A 1,449-nucleotide genomic window follows, 5' to 3' on the forward strand; every position below is an offset into this window, starting at 1 on the left:
GGATGGAGAGCGGGTGGACGATCAATCTGACAGGAGCGCCGCCTGATGGTCATACACCAGATTTGACAATAACTCAAATCTTTCTCTCACCCGCGCTTATTCCGCTATGCTACCGGCAGCAAAAATAGATAACGAACAGGATTGATGACAGAAGTGGGTGCCGCTGATTTGCATAGCGACGATGACGAAAAAACTAAAGAACTCACCCAGCGGCTCGGGGAACGTTTTGCAGACCAATGTGCCTGGGCAGTACATCAAAATCTCGAGAACACTCTGGAAGTCGCCTATCTCATTCTTGGTCTCGATGAGCGGACCTTAGGCATTAGAAACCTCGTCAACGAACTTTCTCACCCGGAGTCTCTTAAGACACTTGAAAGCTGGGACTCCCACACTATTGCCTGGCAGTTTGATCGATTCGCGAAGGCATTCTGCGCCCGCTTTACCCCTAAGAGCTCACGAGATTCGCTAAGTCATGAGGGCTCAGCCCAACGGACCAGAAACAAATTTCACAACCTGGAGAAGCAAACGTTTCTGCTGACCCTGATCACGCAGCCGCTTGCCCACCCCCGGGATGAACAGCTTTACACCGAGAGGCGCCGACTGCGCCTTTGGCTCGTCATGCAGGCTGCTGAGCGCGTCGTACAACATGACTGTCCAGCCGATAGCGCGATCAGTACTGTGGCGCGCTATCTCATTCTTGACTCAGACGACCCAAGATGGGAAGTGGTCGACCAAGTCCTTGTCCGAGCAAGGCAATTAATGGGGACCCGAGAAGCCTCGTTCGATCGCTTCACCAATGCGGTACGCAATGCCGCTGGCCAATTGCACGGGGAGATTACCGGTAGAAGCAATCGCGGATTCCTCAATAATTTGATCGCTATTGCCAAGGGCATCTGTGATCCGATCCAGGATCGAACTGCCACTGCCTATAAGACAACCCACCTTCGCAAGCCTAGCGGGACAGCGGCCCCCAAGGTTACGTTCCGCTCCGAGAGCACCGACACCGAATTCGAGGTCATCACTGAGCCCACGAACGACGATGAAGACCAGCAGTCTTCTTTCCTCGTTGAGATTGATCCTACCGACACCCCGGCCGAACAAGTTCTATCCTCAGGTAGCGTTTTCATACAAACGGCCGAGCTCGCTCACAGCCTACCGTGGTCCTATGACCGACCACTGCCAGGTGAACTTGATGCCATCGACGACTGGGTCGGCAAAACCTTGAATGCCTTAGATCCCATTGAGCAGCTTGGTGCCGCACTCGTATGGCTGTCGATGCGCCTATCCCGCTCTCTCAATTTGCTCGGACGGATAACCATCGAAGCGCAGCTGACCGAGGAGTGGAGCCTGGCACCGAACCTCGATCACCTAACCCGGATTTCTCATGAGAAGGAAGGAAAAAGCGGCTTAAAGTGTTAGAATTCAAGCCTCTACACACGAACCAACACC

The 1,449-nt window shown here is 53.6% G+C and carries 1 protein-coding gene; it reads left to right on the plus strand.

Features of this window, described 5'->3' with window-relative positions; genetic code table 11:
• Positions 1–144: 144 nt before the first annotated feature.
• Entirely contained in the window at positions 145–1,419 is a 1,275-nt protein-coding gene (locus AC1RQI_RS16835; RefSeq protein WP_481905767.1) for a hypothetical protein, read from the plus strand.
• Positions 1,420–1,449 lie beyond the last annotated feature (30 nt).

The sequence above is a fragment of the Salicola sp. AFF1 genome (assembly GCF_056783195.1).